16 protein-coding genes are annotated in these 20,322 nt (G+C 66.2%); 7 read left to right on the top strand and 9 right to left on the bottom strand.

What is annotated here, in order from left to right; translation table 11 throughout:
- Positions 1 to 282 precede the first annotated feature (282 nt).
- From RBA40_RS12245 to RBA40_RS12220, 6 genes are all read right to left on the bottom strand, one after another.
- On the bottom strand, positions 283 to 1,290 hold the full coding sequence (locus RBA40_RS12245) for a sulfate ABC transporter substrate-binding protein (RefSeq protein ID WP_306648133.1): 1,008 nt from the start codon (positions 1,288 to 1,290) through the stop codon (positions 283 to 285).
- 91 nt (positions 1,291 to 1,381) lie between these two features.
- Positions 1,382 to 1,594 carry a hypothetical protein gene (locus RBA40_RS12240; RefSeq protein ID WP_054263454.1) on the bottom strand — a complete coding sequence of 71 codons (213 nt, stop codon included), beginning with the start codon at positions 1,592 to 1,594 and terminating at the stop codon, positions 1,382 to 1,384.
- Between the two features lie 125 nt (positions 1,595 to 1,719).
- Positions 1,720 to 2,793 carry a MauE/DoxX family redox-associated membrane protein gene (locus tag RBA40_RS12235; RefSeq protein ID WP_306648132.1) on the bottom strand — a complete coding sequence of 358 codons (1,074 nt, stop codon included), beginning with the start codon at positions 2,791 to 2,793 and terminating at the stop codon, positions 1,720 to 1,722.
- Between the two features lie 40 nt (positions 2,794 to 2,833).
- Positions 2,834 to 3,853 (bottom strand): phospholipase A2 family protein, encoded by a 1,020-nt coding sequence (locus RBA40_RS12230; RefSeq protein ID WP_306648131.1) that lies wholly within the window; start codon positions 3,851 to 3,853, stop codon positions 2,834 to 2,836.
- Positions 3,854 to 3,888: 35 nt separating this feature from the next.
- Positions 3,889 to 4,638 (bottom strand): hypothetical protein, encoded by a 750-nt coding sequence (locus RBA40_RS12225; protein WP_306648130.1) that lies wholly within the window; start codon positions 4,636 to 4,638, stop codon positions 3,889 to 3,891.
- A 1-nt stretch (position 4,639) separates the two neighbouring features.
- Entirely contained in the window at positions 4,640 to 5,176 is a 537-nt protein-coding gene (locus tag RBA40_RS12220) for a hypothetical protein (protein ID WP_306648129.1), read from the bottom strand.
- 394 nt (positions 5,177 to 5,570) lie between these two features.
- Between RBA40_RS12220 and RBA40_RS12215 the strand changes: the two genes are divergently transcribed.
- From RBA40_RS12215 to RBA40_RS12185, 7 genes are all read left to right on the top strand, one after another.
- Entirely contained in the window at positions 5,571 to 5,894 is a 324-nt protein-coding gene (locus tag RBA40_RS12215; RefSeq protein WP_306648128.1) for a hypothetical protein, read from the top strand.
- A gap of 12 nt (positions 5,895 to 5,906) precedes the next feature.
- Complete coding sequence (locus tag RBA40_RS12210; RefSeq protein WP_306648127.1) at positions 5,907 to 6,272, top strand: response regulator; 366 nt, start codon at positions 5,907 to 5,909, stop codon at positions 6,270 to 6,272.
- A gap of 111 nt (positions 6,273 to 6,383) precedes the next feature.
- Positions 6,384 to 7,097, top strand: coding sequence for a phosphatase PAP2 family protein (locus RBA40_RS12205; protein ID WP_306648126.1), 714 nt, complete (start codon positions 6,384 to 6,386; stop codon positions 7,095 to 7,097).
- 25 nt (positions 7,098 to 7,122) lie between these two features.
- Positions 7,123 to 8,028, top strand: a complete 906-nt coding sequence (locus RBA40_RS12200) for a diacylglycerol/lipid kinase family protein (protein WP_306648166.1) — start codon at positions 7,123 to 7,125, stop codon at positions 8,026 to 8,028.
- A 9-nt stretch (positions 8,029 to 8,037) separates the two neighbouring features.
- Positions 8,038 to 8,874, top strand: coding sequence for a metallophosphoesterase family protein (locus tag RBA40_RS12195; protein ID WP_306648125.1), 837 nt, complete (start codon positions 8,038 to 8,040; stop codon positions 8,872 to 8,874).
- Positions 8,875 to 8,996: 122 nt separating this feature from the next.
- Entirely contained in the window at positions 8,997 to 10,217 is a 1,221-nt protein-coding gene (locus tag RBA40_RS12190; RefSeq protein ID WP_306648124.1) for a mandelate racemase/muconate lactonizing enzyme family protein, read from the top strand.
- A complete protein-coding gene (locus RBA40_RS12185; protein WP_306648123.1) occupies positions 10,217 to 11,083 on the top strand; it encodes a class I SAM-dependent methyltransferase in 867 nt (288 codons plus the stop codon). The genes RBA40_RS12190 and RBA40_RS12185 overlap by 1 nt, the downstream gene beginning before the upstream one ends.
- Positions 11,084 to 11,089: 6 nt before the next feature.
- Here RBA40_RS12185 and RBA40_RS12180 read toward each other — a convergent pair whose 3' ends face one another.
- The 3 genes from RBA40_RS12180 to RBA40_RS12170 form a co-directional block, all read right to left on the bottom strand.
- Positions 11,090 to 12,490: a phenylacetate--CoA ligase family protein gene (locus RBA40_RS12180; RefSeq protein WP_306648122.1), complete on the bottom strand. Its 1,401-nt coding sequence runs from the start codon at positions 12,488 to 12,490 to the stop codon at positions 11,090 to 11,092.
- 31 nt (positions 12,491 to 12,521) lie between these two features.
- Positions 12,522 to 16,253 (bottom strand): autotransporter outer membrane beta-barrel domain-containing protein, encoded by a 3,732-nt coding sequence (locus tag RBA40_RS12175; protein WP_306648121.1) that lies wholly within the window; start codon positions 16,251 to 16,253, stop codon positions 12,522 to 12,524.
- Positions 16,254 to 16,395: 142 nt separating this feature from the next.
- Complete coding sequence (locus RBA40_RS12170; protein ID WP_306648120.1) at positions 16,396 to 20,277, bottom strand: autotransporter outer membrane beta-barrel domain-containing protein; 3,882 nt, start codon at positions 20,275 to 20,277, stop codon at positions 16,396 to 16,398.
- Positions 20,278 to 20,322 lie beyond the last annotated feature (45 nt).

Below are 20,322 nucleotides of genomic sequence, written 5' to 3'. Positions count from 1 at the left end.
GAGGGGCCGCTGTTGCAGGGCGCGCGACGAGCGCTTGCGTGCGCAGATACGGCGCCTCGCAATTTGCCGGCGCCTCGCAGGGATCCGTCGCTTCGAGCCGTCGCCCCGTTTGGCACAGAGCTGAGGCTGCGCGAGGCAGCCTCGCACGGAGCCGCCGCGTCGCAACGTACCGCCGACTCGCACCGAGCCGACACTCCGCGGAGCCATCGCCTTCGCGCCGGGACGGCACTTGGCGGGGGCGACGTCTCCGCGGTATAACGGTTGCCCAAACGGGCTACATCATTACTTCTTGCCGGTCAGGTAAATCTGGTCGAACACGCCGCCATCGGCGAAGTGGGCCTTCTGGGCCTTGGTCCAGCCGCCGGCAACTTCGTCAATGGTGAACAGCTTGACCTTGGGGAACTGCGCGGCGTATTTGGCGCCAATCTTCGGCACCACCGGACGGTAGTAGTTCCTGGCCGCGATTTCCTGGCCTTCATCGGTGTACAGGAATTGCAGGTAGGCTTCCGCCACCTTGCGCGTGCCGCGCTTGTCGACCACCTTGTCCACCACCGACACCGGCGGCTCGGCCAGGATGCTGAGCGATGGCGCAACGATATCGACCTTGTCCGGGCCGAGTTCCTTGATCGCCAGCAGCGCTTCGTTTTCCCATGCGATCAGCACGTCGCCGATGCCGCGTTCCACGAACGTGGTGGTCGCACCGCGCGCGCCCGAATCGAGCACCGGTACGTTTTTGTACAGCTTGCTGATGAATTCCTTGGCCGTCGCTTCAGTGGCGCCCGGCTGGCGCAGGGCGTAGCCCCAGGCCGCAAGGTGGTTCCAGCGCGCTCCGCCCGAGGTCTTGGGATTCGGCGTGATCACGGCGATACCGGGCTTGACCAGGTCGTTCCAATCCTTGATGCCTTTCGGATTGCCTTTGCGGACCAAAAACACGATCGTCGAGGTGTAGGGGGAGCTGTTGTGCTGCAAGCGTTTTTGCCACTGGGGCGACACGCTGCCGCGCTCGGCGATGGCGTCGATGTCATAGGCGAGCGCGAGCGTGACCACGTCCGCTTCCAGCCCGTCGATGACGCCACGGGCTTGCTTGCCCGAACCGCCGTGCGATTGCTTGACCGAGACGTTGTCGCCCGTCTTGGCTTTCCATTGCTTGGCAAACGCGGCATTGACGTCCTGGTACAGCTCGCGGGTCGGATCGTACGACACATTGAGCAAGGTAACGTCAGCGGCGATGGCAGCTTGTGACAGCAGGGTCAGTGCGATCAGGGACTGGCTTATTTTTTTTAACAGCATGGTGAGCTCTCTCGGTGGGAAATGCGGGAACAAACAGCATAAATGGCTCCCACCGGAAAGAACACGAATTAAATCAGCTTTGCATATGCGTTTAATGTGCCTTGGAGAGGATCAGCAGCCAGCGGCGCATCAGCAGCACTTCCACATGGCCCGGCTCGACGCCGGTATCGCATTCGATGATGGGGTTGACCGGGTAGAAGCGCTTGCGGAAATCGCGCGTCACCAGCACTTCGCGGCGGCCGAGGCGCATCAGGAATGGGGTTGGAGCGTATTCGAGGCCGAAGTTACCGTTCAGTGGAGTCATGATAAATTCCTTTGGGGTTTGCGTTGAGCGAGTGAATCCAGAATAGCACAAGTACTGTATGAATCCACAGGTACTGTATAAATAAACAGTTGTTTGTCGTTTTGCGGCATCGGCCCCCTTTCTCGTCAGGAATAGACGATGTGCCGCCCGTGCAGGCCGGCGCCGTCCCACGCGCGGGTGCCCTGGACCAGTGCCATGATCTGGTCCTTGCCGATGGCGATCGGTGCGGCGATGCTGCCGTCGGCGGCTAGCAGCAAGGCGCTTGGCGTGGCCACCACCCCGAACAGGGCGTTGATTTCGCGTTCCTCTTGCATTAGGGCATCGGCGCCGATCAGGCCACCGAGCTTGTCGCGGTTGGCCTGGACCGTCCCGCTGGTCACGGTCACCAGCCGGTCCCGGGGATGATGCGCGCCGCGCCATGCCAGCAGGTCGGTCAGCAGATCCTTGCACGGTGCGCAGTCGGCGCTCACGAACAGCAGCAGCGACGGTGTGCCGTTGCCGAACAGCGTGCTTGAGGCGGCCTCTGCCCCCGCCAGGGTGACGGCGCTGAACGCGGGCGCGGCGCTGCCGGGCAGGGGGCCGGTCAGTGGCGGGGACTGGTGTTGCGGGATGCCGGCCGCGGCCAGGCGCTGCTCCAGGTTATCGATTTTCAGGAGCAGTCGCCCTTGCTGGCGCACCAGGTTCAGCGACAGCCAGCCCTGGAGCAGAAAGATGCACGCCATGGCCAGCGATGCCAGCACGGCCGCGCCAAGTGTCGCCGCCAGCTTGCCGGCTTCTGCCAGCAGCCCCTGGTCGAGCTGCGCGCGCCCGTCCCACAGCACATAAGCGGCGCACAGGGTCAGCAGCAGGCTGCGCAGGGCGACGCCCCAGCTGACCGGCGCGGCACGCACCTGTCCGAAGCAGTTGCAGCTGGGATGTTTGTTTTGCAGCAGCGCGGCCGTCACCAGCATGGTCACCAGCGCCATGAACAGGGTCGCCGCCAGCGCGCCGGCCCATGCCGCGCCTGGCGTGAGCAGGCAGATGGCAATGCCGAGCTCCGCCGCAGGCAGCACGGGAGCGGCCCAATCCGCCCATCGCGCGGGCAACCCGAACTCGCGCATGGCACTGGCGGTCTCGAATGCGCGGCCGAATTTGGAGACGCCGGCGAGGGTCAGGACCAGCACCACCGTGATGCCGCAAACGACGGACAAGATACCCATTGATTACCTCCGGTCAGTGGCTGGAATATGAATGGTGCGGTCAGTGTCTGCCGGTGGTGGCCGGTCGTGCCGTGGTCGGTCCCGCCGCCGGCGCCGCCCCAAACGGCGACACGCGGGCGCCGCCAACGACAAAGCAGGGCTGGATGCAGACAGGATGGCTTCCGCAGCAAGTGACGCTGACGCAGGCCCATCCGGACGGGCAACTGGCGCTGGACGTGCAGCCCGACAAGGCCGCGCACGGTTGCGGACGGTGGCAAAATCCGGCGCCTTCGATGGTCTGGAAACACACGCAGCCGGGATCCTCGCAGCTGGGCAATGCCTCGCAGGTGCCGCCGGGGCAGGTCTTGCAGGTTTGCGTGCCGCAGCAGTCGCAGGCCGCCTGCTGCGCCGCGAGGTAAGCCGGGGTGCCCCAGGTGTCGGTCTGGACGCCCTCGAAGTAGGCGCGCGCCGTGGCGCGGCACGAGGAACGCCGGATCCGGTTGCTGTCCAGGCCGAGCGCATTGAGGCGCGGCGGGTAAGCCGCGTCGCAGGCGTCGCGCAGGCAATCGATGAAAGTGCCGTCGCAGCGTGGCCGGTTGCTGTTGCAACTGCCCCAGCAGCAGTCGTGGCCGTCGCAACAGGCGCCAAAGCGCGCCGCGCCGAACGCGCCCGGGAAGGATTGTCCGCCGGCGGCGCCGCAGCCGTTCGGACGGCACACGTAGCCCGGATGCGCGACCCGCTCCGGGCACGAGGCAAGGTCGGCCAGCGGATGCTTGGGCCGCACCCCGGCCGGGGTGCAGCATTGGGTCGCCACGTCGTACAGCTGGCGTGCGCACAGGCAGTTGGCCGCCGCCCACGCCTGCTTCATGCCGACGCTGCCGAGCAGCGCCGAGACCGCGCCGAACAGCGCCACCTTCATCACGTCGCGGCGCGCGACCTGGCTGCCCAGCGAGCGCGAAAAATGGTCGAAGCCGGTGTCGTCTCCGGCAGGGCTGGCCGGCGCTGGGACGCGCACCTGCGCGCGCACCCAGCGGCGCAGTGCGCGCGCCAGTGCCGACATGGCCGAACGAGTGGCATCCATGCTTCCCTCCCGCGTCATACATGCGTTGAATCGATTCAGGCAAACCGGTATGGCGTCATCACGTAGTCGGACACGACGGGGCCGGCCTCGTCGCTGGCGTGGTTCCAGGAGGTCAGCGCGGCCGGGCTGGCTTCCGACCGGGTTCGGGTGCTCATCAATTGAAATCCGGACAAGGACTGTCCGGGCGCGAGCTGATGCGGATAGGACGGCGCATCGTCGGCGGCGTACCACAGCACAAAGGTCTGGCCGTCGGTTTCCACCGCCCAGCCGGCCGGGATGCCGGTCACGGCCACCGGCGCGGCGATCGACAGGGACAAGGTGGCGATCGACTTGCGGCTGGCGGCCGGCTCGTCGTTGAAGAGCGTGTAGTTCCAGTAACGGGCCCTGGAAGACGATTCCACCCGTGCCTTGAAGCGCGGCAGCGCGGCCGCCGTCGCGGCAGGCAGGCGGATGAAACGGTTCAGGCTCAGCCCATACGCGACCCCGCCCACCGTGTAGGTTCCGCCGAGGGTGAACAGGTATTTGCCGCCCACGGTCAGCTCCGCGCTGGAAAAACGCGCCGTCACATGCGCGGTCGCGCTGGCCCCGATGAGCTCGATCACGATGGGGAATCCGGGCGGGCTGGCGCGGTGCGCGCTGCCGAGCGTCATCGCGCTGATGTGCAGATTGGCCAGCGGCGCTTCGCCCACGTTCATGATGTGCAGATTGAGGAATACTTGTCCGTTCACATGCTCAATCCCCGGCTCACCGAGCACGACCTTGGTAGCGGCTGCAGGCTTGGCCATGTCAGCCCCGCAAGCCGTTAGGGTGCCCGACCCGGGGCCGGGCCAGCGCCACGCCGGCCAGCAGCGCAATGAGCCCGGCGGTCACCAGCGGCACCGTGGATGGCTCCGGCACCGCGGACGCCGGCCCCTCGATGAGGAAGGAAAACGTGGTCACGTCGCTGAAATTGCCATGGATGTCGGCCGCGAACACGTCCATGGACCAGGCCAGGCCGCGCACCGCATCGGGAGCGATGTCGACGTGAAACAGGTCGGTCAGGCCGGAGACCGTCCTGTTGCCGATGGTAAATTCGATCCCGCCCAGGCGTTGCTGCGGCGCCAGCATGTGATGCGGGTAGCCGCTGAACTCCAGAAATATCTCCGTGCTGAGCAGATCGAAGCCGCTCAGGTTGGTGATGGTGCCTGTGGCATCCCAGGCCGATCCGGGCGCCAGGGTGATGGTCTGGACGGCGGGGGTGATGGTCAGCAGCGATGCTGGCGTGGAGGAGGACCAGAAGACGGCCATCGCGAAAACGAGGGTGGCAAATCGGTTCAATCGCACAAGGATCTCCGGCGGGAAGGGATGGGGGCGCTGCTGTTCTGCCGATTTTGTAAGAAGGCGCCGCTAGCGGGTTTGATTCGCGTCCATCCGTCGGGCTTGCTTAGCCCGCCTCACGCCGGCGCTTGACGCGGCTCGGCTCGTGCATGTGCGTTCGCTCAACAAGCCGCCGGTTGAGTCGGCCCAGGTGTAAAATTTGGCGCACAGCAACAATTTGATTGACTACTGTGCAAGTCGCGGGCCATACTGCGCGCAAGCTGGCTGTTGCGCAATATGATCTGACGTATCATATTGACTGTTACGTCCATGCCCGGTGGACCAGGTAAAACCGGTTTTGTGTGCCGTCAGCAGTCCCACGGGAGCCTGTGGCGCTCGTTCATTGATTGGGGTTCTATTCATGCCTGACCCAAAGGCGGTCAATTCTGCGCTGTATAACGCCGTGCGGAAAGACGTGGCGCGCTACGTCAGAAACAAGCTGCGAAGCATGGAACTCGACGTCACCGCCCTCGAGCTGCATAATTCCAGCTCGACCAAGACCTTGCGCGTGTACGTGACGGTCAGCCGTACTACCAACCTGAAGGCACTGTACTTGGCCGAAACCATCGTCTGCCAGGAATTGCAGAAGGAATTCGGCTTGCGCCCCGACGCCTTTTACTGGCGCTATCATCCCGAACGCAAAGCAGCAGCGGAGGAGGCAGTGCCTTCCTCGTCGACCCATTGAAATCGATTTGTCATGGCTAGTCAAAAAATCCTCGTCGTCGACGATTCGCTGGTACAGCGCCTGATTGTCGCCGAACTGCTGCAAGCGCACGGGCACCGGGTGATCTTGGCCACCGACGGCCTGGAAGCGGTGGCGATGGCGCGCAGCGAGCTGCCGGACCTGATCGTCATGGATGTCATCATGCCCAACCTGAACGGCTTCCAGGCCACGCGCGCCATCACCAACGATGAAACCACCTGGCATATCCCGGTCATCCTGCTCACCAGCAAGGACATGGATTCGGACCGCGTCTGGGCGCTGCGCCAGGGCGCGACCGCGTTCCTGAACAAGCCGCTCGATCACGCCGCGCTGCTCGACCTGGTCAATACGCTGGAATAGCAGCGGGCAGGACGCCGGTTTGGCGGTCTGTGCGCTGCGAAGGGCGGCGCGTCGTGTACGATTGCAAACGTTGCCGTGCCGCTGGTGCCGGCCGTCGTCCAACTTTCAATCGTGATCAATTTCCATCCCCGCGTACGCAGCTTCGTCGCCGCCCGCCTCAGTCCCGAAGGCGAGCTCGGCCTGCACGTCACCATCGGCGCCATCCTGATGATGCTGGCCGCCGCGCTGTTCGGCAACCTGGCGGCCGACGTCGTCTCGCACGACGACATCACCGAGCTCGATGCCCTCCTGGCGAACTGGTTCCACGGCTACAAGGACAGTATCTGGACCGGCCCCATGCTGTTCATCACCAATACCCACGACGTGCTGGGCGTGTCGCTCATGGCCACCGCGCTGGGGCTCTACTTTTACCTCAAGAAAGCGCGCTACTGGCTCATTTGCCTGGTGCTGGCGGTGCCGGGCGGCCAGCTGCTCAACGTCATGCTCAAGTATATTTTCCAGCGCGCCCGGCCCAGCTTCGACGAGCCGCTGCTGACCTTGTCCACCTACAGCTTCCCCAGCGGCCATACCCTGGGCGCGACCGTGTTCTACGGCCTGCTGGCGGCCTACCTGGTGTGCGTGGTGCCGCGCTGGCGCGTGCGCATCCTGGTGGTGCTGGGAGCCTGTACGATGGTCGCTCTGGTGGCCCTGAGCCGGGTCTACCTCGGCGCCCATTACCTGAGCGACGTGCTGGGCGCCATGGTCGAGGGCTGCGGCTGGCTGGCGGTATGCATCACCGCCTGCTCGACCCTGCGCCGGCGGCGCGCGGCGCGCATCAGCGAGTAAGCCATCGCTTTCCCTCTCAACGCACCTGAGGAGTTCCATCCTGACCCCGATCGCAGTCATCATCAACGGCAGTGCCGGCAGCGGTCACGACGACGACCGCGCCGCCGAGCTGCGCGACAAATTCGCGGCCCATGGCCTCGATGCGCACGTCACCCTGGCGCGCGGCGGCAGCGAGTTGATCGAGGCGGCCAAGGCGGCGCGCGCCAGCGGCAAGCAGATCGTGGTGGCCGGCGGCGGCGACGGCACCATCAACGCGGTCGCCTCGCAGCTGGTCGGCAGCGAGGTCGCCTTCGGCGTGCTGCCGATGGGTACCCTGAACCACTTCGCCAAGGACCTCGGCATTCCGCTGGCGCTCGACGAGGCGATCCGCAACGTGGCGCAGGGCCGCCGCACCCAGGTGGATGTGGGCGAGGTGAACGGGACGATTTTCCTGAACAATTCCAGCCTTGGCCTGTATCCCGACATCGTGCGCGACCGCGAAAAGCAGCAGCGCCGGCTCGGCCGCGGCAAGTGGCTGGCGGCCTGCTGGGCCACCGTGACGGCGCTGCGCCGCTATCCGTTTCTCAGCCTGCGCCTGACGGTGGGCGAGCAGGAACATGCGCGGCGCACGCCGTTCGTCTTCATCGGCAATAACGAATACACGATGCAGGGCCTGAGCGTGGGCGAGCGCCAGCGCCTCGATGCCGGCAAGCTGAGCCTGTACGTGGCGCAGCGTCCCGGCCGCCTGGGCTTGCTGCGGCTGGGCTGGAGCGCCCTGTGGGGCAGCCTGGCGCAGGAACGCGATTTCGACGTACTTACGGTGGAAAACATGGAGATTGCCACCCGCCACACGCGTTTGCGCGTGGCCACCGATGGCGAAGTGACCGTCATGACGACTCCGCTGCGCTACCGGATTCGTCCGGCCGCGCTGACGGTCGTTGTCCCAACTTGAGGAGTTAGCATGCGTACTTTGGTTCATCTTTCAGACCTGCATTTCGGCCGGGTCGACGAAAAACTGCTGGCGCCGCTGCGCGAGCTGGTCGAACGCATCGCGCCGGACGTGGTGGTGGTCTCGGGCGACCTGACCCAGCGCGCCAAGAGCGAGGAATTCGAGGCGGCCAAGGCCTGGCTCGACACCTTGCCCGGTCCGCAGATCATCGTGCCGGGCAATCACGACATTTCGCTGTACAACGTGTTCCGGCGCTTCCTGCAGCCGCTGACGCGCTATAAGCGCTATATCACCGACGACCTCGATCCGATCTACGTGGATGAAGAAATCGCGGTCCTGGGCGTGAACACCGCGCGCTCGCTGACTTTCAAGGATGGGCGCGTGAACGACGAGCAGGTGGCGATGATCCGCAAGCAGCTCAAGGGGCTCGATCCGGCGATCACGCGCATCATCGTGACCCATCATCCGTTCGACCTGCCCAAGACCGAGGATGACGACGATCTGGTCGACCGGGCGCCGGCGGCGATGCAGGCGTTTGCCGACTGCGGGGTGGACTTGCTGTTGTCGGGGCATATGCATACCAGCCATGCCGGCAATACCTCGGAGCGGTACCAGATGAGCGAATACGCGGCGCTGGTGGTGCAGGCCGGCACGGCGACATCGACGCGCGGGCGGGGCGAGGTGAACTCGTTCAACGTGGTGCGGGTCGAGCACCAGCGCGTGGAAGTGGACCGCTATGGCTGGGATGAGGTGGGCTTGCAGTTTTCGCTGATGAAAACCGAGCCGTTCCTGCGCACCGGCAATATCTGGTCGGGCCATACCGAAGGGCTGATGGCCAGCGGAATCTGAGCCGCTGGCAGCCGCGCGGCAAGCCGGCTTGACGGTACAATAGGCTGTGCGGCCGCTCCCGCGAGCGCCGATGCAAAAGTCCTGTGCCGGTGCGCACCCTGCGCCGGCGCAGCAGATGTCCGATGGCCCGACCTCACTGGCGCAATGTGCTCATGGCTGATTTTTCTCCCGCAAGTGCGCATGGCGCGCCGCTGACCATCGTGCGGGTCGGGGCATGGAAGGTGCGCATGCCGTATATCGCGCCCATGCAGTCCTCGCGCGGGCGCCTGGAGGTGGGCGAGAAGGTGCTGCTGCGCCTGACCGCGCTCGATGGCACCGTGGGCCTGGGCGAGGCCTCGATCATTTTCCCCGCGCGCGACGGCGAGTGCGCCGACTCGGTGTTCCGCCGCCTCGCCGAGGTCACCGGCCCGCTCCTGCTGGGCCAGGACGGGGCGCGCATCGTCACCATCCTGCAGACCTTGGCGGGCCTGTCCTCGGAACGCCACGCCTTTCCCACTTCCCTGTGCGCCATCGACCTGGCGCTGCACGACCTGAAGGCGCGCCACCTCGGCATCTCGGTGGCCGACCTGCTCGGCGGCGCGACGCGCGACCGTTTTGCCCTCTCGCGCAGCATGGCCATGCCGGACGAACGCACGGCGGTGCAATCGGCCTGCGCGCTGGCCGGGATGGGCTACCGCCTGCTCACCCTGAAAGGCAGCGCCGACTGGCGCCACGATATCCGCATGGCGCGCGCGGTGCAGCGCGCCGTGGGCGCGGGCGTGCGCATCGAAATCGACCCCAACCAGGCGTGGCACTGCAAGGCGGCGCTGGCCGTCGATGCCGCCTTGCAGGAGTGCGAGCTCGAATGCATCGAGCAGCCATGCGCCTGGTGGGATATCGAAGCCATGCAGCTGATCACCGAACGCGCGCATGCGCCCATCGCGGCCGATGAAAGCGTCCTGAGTCCGGCCGATGCGATGCGCGTGGTGCGTGCGCGCGCGGCCGACATCATCACGGTCAAGCTGGCGAAGTCGGGCGGCTTGCGCGCTTCCTCGGCCATCGTGGCGATTGCCGAGGCAGGGGGGCTGCAGTGCAACCTGGGCTCGAAACACACCCTGGGCGTGGGCAGCGCGGCCCTGCTGCACTTTGCCGCGGCCCATCCCGCCGTCGGCGAGTTCGTCGGCTACGGTTCCGCGCTCGAACGCTTCGTCGGCGACGTCGTCAACGAAACGATCGACATCAGCGATGGCCAGGCGCGGCTGCCGCCTGGTCCCGGCTTCGGGGTTACGCTCAACGACGAGGCCGTCGCGCGCTTCGCCCTCGCCTCGGCCGACCTGTCGGCCGAGCGGGCACGCGCGCGGTGATGCTTGTGCCCTGCGCCAGCTACGGCCATGCGGCGCGGCGCGAACGGCTGCTGCAAGCCTTGCCGGCCTTGCTGCCGATGCAATCGCCCTACCATAGCGGCTGGGTCGTGCTGCAACTGCTGGGCATCATCAGTGGCCTGGACAGCGAGCGGGCGCATATCGTGCGGCACCTGCGGGCCCTGGCGCGCGAGCGGCCGACCGCCTCGGTGTACATCGCCGGCAGCGCCGATTGCGGCTTGCTGTCGGTGCTGCACGAGGCGTTCGGCGCGGGCATCGCGGCGCTCGACGTGCGCGTCGCCGACCGCTCCCCGGTGCCGCTGGCGCTGTGCCGGCAGTACGCCGGCGCGATGGGCTTTCCGGTCACGCTCGACGTGCACGACCTGTGCGCGGAGCCAGATCCGGGCGGACGCCGGTTCGATCTGGTGCTGACCCATTCGCTGCTCAGTTTTATCGCGCCGGACGCGCGCGCCGCGCTGGTCGGCCATCTGGCGGCGCGGCTGGACGTGGCTGGCAGCTTGCTGCTGTACCAGAGCGTGCGCGCGCAGCATGGCGCCTCGCTGCTGGCGTATTCGCCGCAGCAGGTCGACAGCATGGTCGCCGCCAGCCTGGCTGCCCAGGGCACTGCCGCGCGGCGCCTGGCCATGCTGACCGACCATGAACTCGAAGCGATCGTGCGCGCGTTCTGCGCGGCCAAGATCACCCATGCGGTGGCCTCGGTGGACGAGCTGGCCGGCATTGCCCGCGCCGCCGGCCTCACCGATGTGCGCTGCGAGCCGCTGTCGGCGCAGGACCTGGCCGGACACCGGCCCGCCACGCCGGAAAGCCGCTACGTCAAATGGATGATGCTGGGACAGCGGGCCGCCTGAACGCCATCACGGCGCTTCCGGCGCCGTTGCAATAGCCGCGACGAACTCCTCGAATTTGCCGTTCGCACTGCGCGCGATGCCGGCCACCCGCTGCGCCGTGACGTTCACGCCGGGCGGCAAGCGCTGCGCCACCTGTGCCGTGAGCATGGATTCTTCGTCGGGCGAGAGCGCGCTGGCGCTGACATAGCGGATCTGCACCTGGTCGAGCGCGCTCTGGACCACCTGGCGCTGGATGATGCGCGGGCCGCCGCTGCCGGCGCCCGTGGCACTGTCGCGAAAGCCGAAGGTGGGCCAGTAGCGTTTGGCGTCGGCTGTCACCAGCATGCTGCGGGTCCGTCCGAGAATGCGGGTGAGCACGGGCAGGCCGCGCCCGCAGGGGCAGGGCGGGCCCGCTTCGGCCATGTCGCCCAGCTCGTAGCGGATCAGCGGCATCGCGAAATTCAACAAGCCGGTGACCACCACGCGTCCGATGGTACCCGGCGCGCAGGCATTGCCATCGTCATCGAGCACTTCGAGCAAGACGCTTTCGGACTGCACATGATAGTGGCCGCTGTGCGGACAGCCGATGGCGAGGTAGCCGAATTCCTCGGATGAATAGGTGTCGTTGACCGGCACGCCCCACGCCTCGCGGCAGGCGTCGCGCACCTGCGCATCGAGCGGCTCGCCGAAGGTGCGCACCTCGCGCAGGCCCGGCAAGCGCACGCCTTGCTGGCGCGCCAGGCTGGCCAGTTGCAGGGCGAGCGAGGGATAGGTCAGCAGGTAGCCGGGCGCGCGCTCGACCAGCCATGCCAGCTGAGCCTCGACATCGATGCTGACCGGGCACAGATAGGCTGCTCCGGTGTGGAACATGCGGGTCGGCAGGCCCCAGTTGTCGGCCTCGTCGGCCTCGCCGCGCCGGATGATGCACAGCGTTTGCTGCAGGTCGCGCCGGTGCCAGGCATGGTCGCGCAAGGTCAGCGCTTCCCAGATCAGCTGGTTCAGGTAGGTTTTGCGAAAGCGCACCGGGGTACCGGTGGAGCCGGAGCTGCTGCTGTCGGCAAGCGGGCCGTGTTCGGACGGCACCGCGCTGCTTTGAAGCTGCGCAAACTGCGCCTGCAGGTCGCGTCTGCCCAAGCACGGCAGGCTCGCGAAGGCATCGGCGGACAGCGCCCCACCCTCGCTCAAGCGCGCGAGCAGGCCTGGCGGCCAGTGCTCGCGGTACCAGGGTACGGTCAGAGCGGCATGCCGCACGATTTGCTCCAGCTGGACCGACTGGCGTGCCGCGATATCGCGCGGGGCCAGCCATTGCTCGGTTTCCATCTGGCGGAACAGGGAGTAGACCAGGCTGCCCCGCACATCGGGGACAGCCGGCCACTCGATGCCGCTCAAACTGCTTTTCAAACGCCATGCGGGTACGTCGTTCGACATCGGTCTCCTTGTGTCAGGGTCGAGGCGCCGCTCAGAACTGCTTGCGCAGTTTGAGCGACACGCTTTGAGCGCGGTAGCCGCGATGCGCTTCAGCGTCGTAGCGCGCCGTCAATTCGGTGCTGCCGGTCCGCAGCAGCGTCACGCCGGCGCCGGCACGGGCAAACAGCGGCTTGGGATCGATGCCGCTGGTGGTGAAGGCCGGTCCGCCACCGGCAAAGGTCGCCACGACCGAGGTTTGCTCGGCCAGGAAATCATAGCCGAACCCAAGGTTGCCCGAGAACGTCAATTCCTTCGATGGCGAATGATTGAACTTGACGTCGCCGTACAGGACGAACTGCTTGGCGCGCTGGCTGTTGACCAGCAAGTTCAGGGCGCCCGCGCCGGTTTCCGCGTAAGCCTTGTTCTTGACGGTGGTGTAGTCCAGGCGCACCGATGGCGTCAGGTTGGTTTGCTCGCTCAGGCGCATCACCCGTGCGATGCCGCTGCCGGCATGCAGGCTCATGCCGCGGTAGTCGCTGTTTGCCATGCGCGTCAGGCCGCCGAAACTGATGAGCCGGCGGCCCTCGGTCTTGTTGGTGCCCATGTCGAGCTGCCAGCTGATGTCGGTATCGGCGTCCAGGTTGTGGCTGCCGTAGGTCATCAGTTGCAGCAGGTCGATATCGGCCGTCTGCGCGCTCACGCCGGTGCCGTCCAGGCTGGTACGGGCATAGGTCACCGCGAAGCCGACCCGGTCGGCGCTGCTGAGCACGCCGTCCGCTCCGACGATCAGGCCGCCGCTATCGGCCTCGTAGCCGGGGGCGCCATTGCGTTCGCTCTGGCGTCCCCAGGCTCCGAACGGCTTGGCCCACATGGCGCGATCGCCGCCGTAACCGTCACCGGCCGACAGGCCCCGGTTCGATTCGATGCGCGCCTGCACCACGCGGTCGGTCAGGTTCATGGTACGGGCCAGCGCGGCGGCGGTGCCGCCGGCTGCCAGCGGCAAGCTCTGGCCGACGGCATCGGACACTTCGTTCGCGGTCGACAGCTTGCCCAGCGCGGTGATGACCTGGCCCATGTCACCGCCGGTGCTGTTGGCGATCAGGGTGTCGAACACGCGCGCCGCGCCGCCCCCGGACGAATTGCCGGTGGCCACGATGGCCGAGATGGCGGTGTTGGCCGGTGGCGGTACGATGGGCGGCAGCGGTGGCGTTGGAACCGGTGTCGGAACCGGGACGGGTGTCGGGACCGGTACCGGTGTGGGGACCGGAACCGGCGTCGGCACCGGTACGGGGGTTGGCACTGGCACCGGTACGGGAGTTGGCACAGGCGTCGGCACCGGTACGGGTGTCGGCACCGGCGTAGGCACAGGCGTTGGCACCGGTGTCGGTACTGGTGTCGGTACTGGTGTCGGCACCGGCACCGGGGTTGGCACGGGTGTTGGAACCGGTGTCGGCTCTGGTGTCGGTACCGGGGTCGGTACAGGCGTCGGTGTGGGGACCGGCGTCGGTGTCGGCGTCGCCGAGGCAATCACCAGATTGATGGACTTGCCGTTTTTCACGCCAGTCAGGTTGAACAGGAAGCTGTTGTCGGTCACCGGGATGGTGGCTGCCGTGGTCAAGGTGCCGCTGGCCTTGATCACATCGGCCAGGACGGCGCCGTTGGCAAGGACCGGCGCGCCACTGACGTCCACATCGATCTTGCTGCTGGCGGCCAGATTGACATTGCCGGTCACGTTCAGTTTGCCGTAGGTCGTGGCGTTGGTCAGGCCGCTGCGGAACATGCCGCCGGCAGCCTGGACATAGTCGCCCGTCAGCGAGACGGTATGGCCGGCGGCGACCGACAGGATGCCGCTGTTGCTCATGGTCGTCGCGCCGATGGTCAGCGCACTGCTCGAACGCAGGGTGCTGCCCGCGCCGATATTCATCTGGCTCAAGCCGGCAAAATTGCCGCCAGCCGTCATCGACCCGGTATTGAGCGCGCCGGTGCCGATATTGACCACGCTGCCGGTGCCGCCGGTGACGGTGCCGGTCACGCTGGCGGTGCTGCCCAGGATGTTAAGGGTATTGATGCCAAGCACGACTTGGCCAGTCAGGCTGCCCCGGTTGGTGACGGTAAACGCGCTGCCGCTGTTCGTGAGGTTGAGCGCCTTGGTGCCGCTGATGGTACCGGTGGCGCTGTTCAGGATGCCGCCGTCGAGGACGCTCGTGCCCGTGATCGCGATGCCGGTGTTGGTACCGCTGATCGTGCCATCGTTGGTGATGCCGCCATGCACTTGGGCGTTGACCACGGCGATGCCGCTATATTCGCTGGCGATGGTGGCGCCGGCCTGGTTGACAATGCCGTCAGTGAGAATGATGGCGCCGGTGTTGACGTACACGCCGTTAGCGCCGTTCAGGGCGCCGCTGTTGACGATCCCTTTCGCCTTGCTGACGCCGCCAATGCCATTGATATTAATAGCGGTGCCTTCGGAGCTGTTGATGACGCCAGAGGCGGTGTTGCTGATGTGGCCCGCCGTGGCGCCGCCCAACAGGAAAATGCCATTGGCGTCAGCGGCGCCGATCGTGCCGCTGTTGACAATGTCGCCGCTGATCTGGGCATTGTTAAAGAAAATCCCACTGCCGGTATCGGTGGCGATCGTGCCCGCGTTGCTGATGTTGCCGGTGATGGTGGTCCCGTTGTGCACGTGCATGCCGCCTTCGGCGCCGTCCAGCAGGCCGCGGTTGACGATGTCGCCGGTGATCTGCGAACTGTTCAGATCGATCCCGCGTTCGCCGTGCGTCGCGGCCCCGGTATCGTTGACGATGCCGCCGCCGCTGATGGTTGTCAACTGCAAGGCGATGGCGTTGATGGCGTTGATCGTGCCGGCATTGACGATGCCGTTGGTGATGGTGGAATTGTTCCCATAGATGCCCAGCTCGTCGCCGTTGATGGTGCCCGACGCGGTATTTTCGATCTGGCCGACGGTGGAATTGCCTTGCACCGTCAGGACGCTGGAACTGGAGCTGACCAGCGCGCCGCTGTTGCTGATCTTGCCGCTGACGGTGCTCGCTATCAGCGACAGCACCGCGCTGCCGCCTTGGGTGTTGATGGTGCCGCTGTTGAGGATATCGCCGGTGAGGGTGACGCTCGCCAAGGTTATGCCGAGCCCGTTTTGCCCTGGCGGATGGCCGATGTGTCCCTGGTTCACGATGCTGGCGCCGATCTGGGACCCGCTGATGGAGAGCGCGGCGAAGCCGCCGGCCGCGCGGATGTCGCCGCCGACGGCGTTGGTGATGCCGCCCTGCAAAGTACTGTTGATGATATTGATCGCGGCGCCGTTGACGGCGCTGATCACGCCTGCCGGGCCGTTGCTGATGGCGCCGGTGACGGTGGCGCCGTTCAGCCGGATGCCTTCCTCGGTCACGCCGCCCCCTGGCCCGGTGGAGGCGATGATGCCGGTATTGGTGATGCCGCCGGTGAGCGTGCCTTCGATATTGATCGCGACCGTGACCGGGTTGATGGTGCCGGCATTGGTGATTGAGCCGGCGCTGACGCCGGTGGCGAGTTGCACGCCATTGTTTGGCGTGTTGGCCAGCGGCACGGTGATCACTCCGGTGGCGGTCACGTCGAGACTCTCGCCGGCGCCGATCGTGCAGGTGTTATCGATGGTGATGTTGTCCACCGTAATGATGCCGCCGCTGGGAGCCGGACAAGGGTTACCGATCGCCGAGGCATTGGCCATCAGCAGGCAAGCGCCGGCGACCAGTACCGCTATTTGTTTTTTTTGGAAATTGGAATTCATCATGAGCTCAGTTCCCCGGTTCAGGTGCGCAACAGAATATGGCGGCGCCCTGCGAAGAACTCGCGCGCGCCCGATGAAATCGGTCTCCTTGTGGCAGGCTCGGCGGGTGCCTCGACCGCGGCGGCGGCCACGGTCGAGGCGCCGCTCAGAACTGCTTGCGCAGTTTCAGCGACACGCTTTGAGCGCGGTAGCCGCGGTGCGCTTCAGCGTCGTAGCGTGCCGTCAGTTCGGTGCTGCCGGTCCGCAGCAGCGTCACGCCGGCGCCGGCACGGGCAAACAGCGGCTTGGGATCGATGCCGCTGGTGGTGAAGGCCGGTCCGCCACCGGCAAAGGTCGCCACGACCGAGGTTTGCTCGGCCAGGAAATCATAGCCGAACCCAAGGTTGCCCGAGAACGTCAATTCCTTCGATGGCGAATGATTGAACTTGACGTCGCCGTACAGGATGAACTGCTTGGCGCGCTGGCTGTCGACCAGCAAGTTCAGGGCGCCCGCGCCGGTTTCCGCGTAGGCCTTGTTCTTGACGGTGGTGTAGTCCAGGCGCATCGATGGCGTCAGATTGGTTTGCTCGCTCAGGCGCATCACACGGGCGATGCCGCTGCCGGCATGCAGGCTCATGCCGCGGTAGTCGCTGCTTGCCATGCGCGTCAGGCCGCCAAAACTGATGAGCCGGCGGCCCTCGGTCTTGTTGGTGCCCATGTCGAGCTGCCAGCTGATGTCGGTATCGGCGTCCAGGTTGTGGCTGCCGTAGGTCATCAGTTGCAGCAGGTCGATATCGGCCGTCTGCGCGCTCACGCCGGTGCCGTCCAGGCTGGTACGGGCATAGGTCACCGCGAAGCCGACCCGGTCGGCGCTGCCGACCACGCCGTCCGCTCCGACGATCAGGCCGCCGCTGTCGGCCTCGTAGCCGGGGGTGCCATCGCGTTCGCTCTGGCGTCCCCAGGATCCGAACGGCTTGGCCCACATGGCGCGATCGCCGCCGTAGCCGTCACCGGCCGACAGGCCGCGGTTCGATTCGATGCGCGCCTGCACCACGCGGTCGGTCAGGTTCATGGTACGGGCCAGCGCGGCGGCAGTGCCGCCGGCTGCCAGCGGCAAGCTCTGGCCGATCGCATCGGACACTTCTTTCGCGGTCGACAGCTTGCCCAGCGCGGTGATGACCTGGCCCATGTCGCCGCCGGTGCTGTTGGCGATCAGGGTGTCGAACACGCGCGCTGCGCCGCCTCCGGACGAATTGCCGGTGGCCACGATGGCCGAGATGGCGGTGTTGGCCGGTGGCTGCACGACTGGCGGCAGCGGAGGTGTCGGGACGGGCGTCGGGACCGGGGTCGGAACCGGGGTCGGAACCGGCACCGGGGTTGGTACCGGCGTCGGGACCGGGGTCGGCACCGGAGTCGGGACGGGAACAGGTGTCGGGACAGGAACGGGCGTCGGGACCGGAACCGGTGTCGGTACAGGAACCGGCGTCGGTACAGGCACCGGTGTCGGAATGGGCGTTGGCACCGGTGTCGGGACCGGCGTTGGCACCGGCACTGGCGTCGGCACCGGTGTCGGGGTCGGCTCCGGCGTTGGGGTCGGTGTCGGTGTCGGAGTGGGCGTTGGCGTTGGCGTCGGTGTCGGTGTCGGCGTCGGTGTTGGTGTTGGCGTTGGCGTTGGCGCCGAGGCGATCACCAGATCGACTGACTTGCCGTTTTTTACGCCGGTCAGGTTGAACAGGAAGCTGTTGTCGGTCACCGGAATGGTGGCCGCCGTGGTCAGCGTGCCGCTGGCCTTGATCACATCGGCCAGGACGGTGCCGTTGGCAAGGACTGGCGCGCCGCTGACATCGACATCGATTTTGCTGCTGGCGGACAGGTCGACATTGCCGGTCACGTTCAGCTTGCCGTAGGTCGTGGCGTTCGTCAGGCCGGTGCGGAACACGCCCGTGGCAGCCTGGACATAGTCGCCCGTTAGCGCAACGGTATGGCCGGCGGCCACCGACATGATTCCGCTGTTGGTCATGGTTGTGGCGCCGATGTTGAGCGCACTGGTCGAACGCAGGGTACTGCCCGCGCCGATATTCATCTGGCTCAAGCCGGCAAAATTGCCGCCGGCCGTGATTGCGCCGGTATTGAGCGCCCCGGTGCCGATATTGACCACGCTGCCCGTGCCGCCGGTGACATTGCCGGTCACGGCGGCGGTACTGCCCAGGATGGTGAGGGTATTGATGCCGAGCCCGAGGGCACCGGTCAAGGTGCCCTGATTGCTTACCGTGAAGGCGTCGCCGACATTGCCCAGATCGAGCGACATGGTGCCGCCGATGGTGCCGCTGTTGACGATGCCGCCACCGAGGGCGGTGGTGCCGGACACCACGATGCCGGTGGTGGTGCCGGTGATCGTGCCGGTGTTGTTGATGCCGCCACCGAGGGCGGTGGTGCCGGTCACCGCGATGCCGCTGGTGGTGCCGGTGATCGTGCCGGTGTTGTTGATGCCGCCAGTCACTTGCGCGTTTTGGATAGCGATGCCGCTGTTGGTGCCGCTGATCGCACCGAGGTTGCCGATGCCGCCACTCACTTGCGCATTGTTGACGCTGATCCCGACGTCGGTGCTGGTGATGGCCGCGCCGAGCTGGTTGACGATGCCGGAGTTCACAATCACGGCGGTACTGCTCACTGAGATGCCGCGCGCGCCGTTCAGGGCGCCGCTATTGACGATCCCGCCCGCCACGCTGGTGTCCACGCCGTCGACGCGGATACCGTAGCCGTTGACGGTGGTGATGACGCCGGCGGCGCTGTTGCTGATCGACGCCGCCGTGGAGCCGCCCGTCATGCTCATGCCCATGCCGCCAGCGCTGGTGAGGGTGCCGCTGTTGGCCAGCTCGCCGGCGATCTGGACATCGTTCAGGTTGATGGTGTCGCCGTAGGCGGTAATGGTGCCGGAGTTGCTGAGCTTGCCGCTGACGGTGGTGCCGTTGAACCCGACGATGCCGCCTTCGGCGCCGTCCATCAGGCCGCGGTTGATGATGTCGCCGGTGATCTGCGCACTGTTCAAATGCATGGCGCGGCTGCCGTGGGTTTCGGCGCCGGTATCGTTGACGATGCCGCCGCCGCTGATGACCCCCGCCTGCAGTTCGATGGCATGGATGCCGTAAATCTTGCCCGCATTGACGATGCCGTTGGTGACGGTGGAACTGCCCACATGGACCCCCACGTAGCCGGAAGTAATGACGCCGGACGCGGTATTTTCAATCTGGCCGACCGTGGAATTGCTCTGGACCATCATGGCGTTGGAGTTGGCGCCGCCCAGCGTACCGCTATTGCTGATCTTGCCGCTCACGGTGCTCGCACTCAGGTACATCGCCGGATTGCCGCCCTGGGTGTCGATGGTGCCGCTGTTGAGAATATCGCCCGTGAGCGTGACGCTCGACAAGAACATGCCGCGCGCGTTTTGCCCGGCGGTCTTGCCGATATGGCCGGCATTGACAATGCTGGCGCCGAGCTGCGAATTGCTGATGTCGAGCGCGGCGAAGCCCCCTGCGGCCGCGATTTCGCCGCCGGCGGCATTGGTGATGCCGCCTTGCAGCGTACTGTTGACGATGTGGATCGCGGTGCCGTTGACGGCGCTGATCACGCCCGCCGGGCCGTTGCTGATGGCGCCGCCGACCGTGGCGCCGTTCAGGCGGATGCCTTCCTCGGTGATGCCACCCCATGGTCCGGTGGACGCGATGGTGCCGGTATTGGTGATGCCGCCGGTGAGCGTGCCTTCGATATTGAGCGCGACCGCGACCGGGTTGATGGTGCCGGCATTGGTGATCGAGCCGGCGGTGACGCCGTTGGCGAGCTGGACCCCATTGTTGGGCGTGTTGGCCAGCGGCACGGTAATGACCCCGGTGGCGGTCACGTTGAGGCTTTCGCCGCTACCGATGGTGCAGGTGTTATCGATGGTGATGTTGTCCACCGTAATCATGGAGGCGCTGGCAGCCGGACACGGGTTGCCAATGGCCGCCGCGTTGGCCATCAGCAGGCATGCGCCGGCAACCAGAACCGCCATTTGTTTTTTTTGGAAATTGGAATTCGCCATGAGATCAGTTCCCCG

The organism is Massilia pseudoviolaceinigra (assembly GCF_030846505.1).
Lineage (GTDB): Bacteria > Pseudomonadota > Gammaproteobacteria > Burkholderiales > Burkholderiaceae_D > Telluria_A > Telluria_A violaceinigra.
Note: the sequence above shows the minus strand (reverse complement) of the source record. Positions and strands in the feature narration are given on the sequence as shown.